A 231-nucleotide genomic window follows, 5' to 3' on the forward strand; every position below is an offset into this window, starting at 1 on the left:
TGAGCCGCGAACAGCAGGGCCCCGAGGTCACCTGGAGCGGCGGTCGGCCGGTGCCGGCGGGCATCGTGCAGCAGGCCTTCGGCGTGTCGGCACCGGCGGCCCAGTTCAGCCGCGATGCCTCGGCCTTCGCCAATGGCGGACGATTGCTGCGCCAACTCGTCATCGCCATCGTGCTGATCCTGCTGCTGTTCATGCTGCTGCGTGCCTGCTCCAGCGACGACTGCCAGCAGT

At 69.3% G+C, this 231-nt stretch carries 1 protein-coding gene; it reads left to right on the plus strand.

Annotated elements, in window-relative coordinates:
• Nucleotides 1–231 (plus strand): hypothetical protein (locus tag RVY79_RS21800; RefSeq protein WP_317466708.1); only part of this gene is annotated, 231 nt, incomplete at both ends.

Source organism: Chromohalobacter sp. HP20-39 (assembly GCF_033052815.1).
GTDB lineage: Bacteria > Pseudomonadota > Gammaproteobacteria > Pseudomonadales > Halomonadaceae > Chromohalobacter.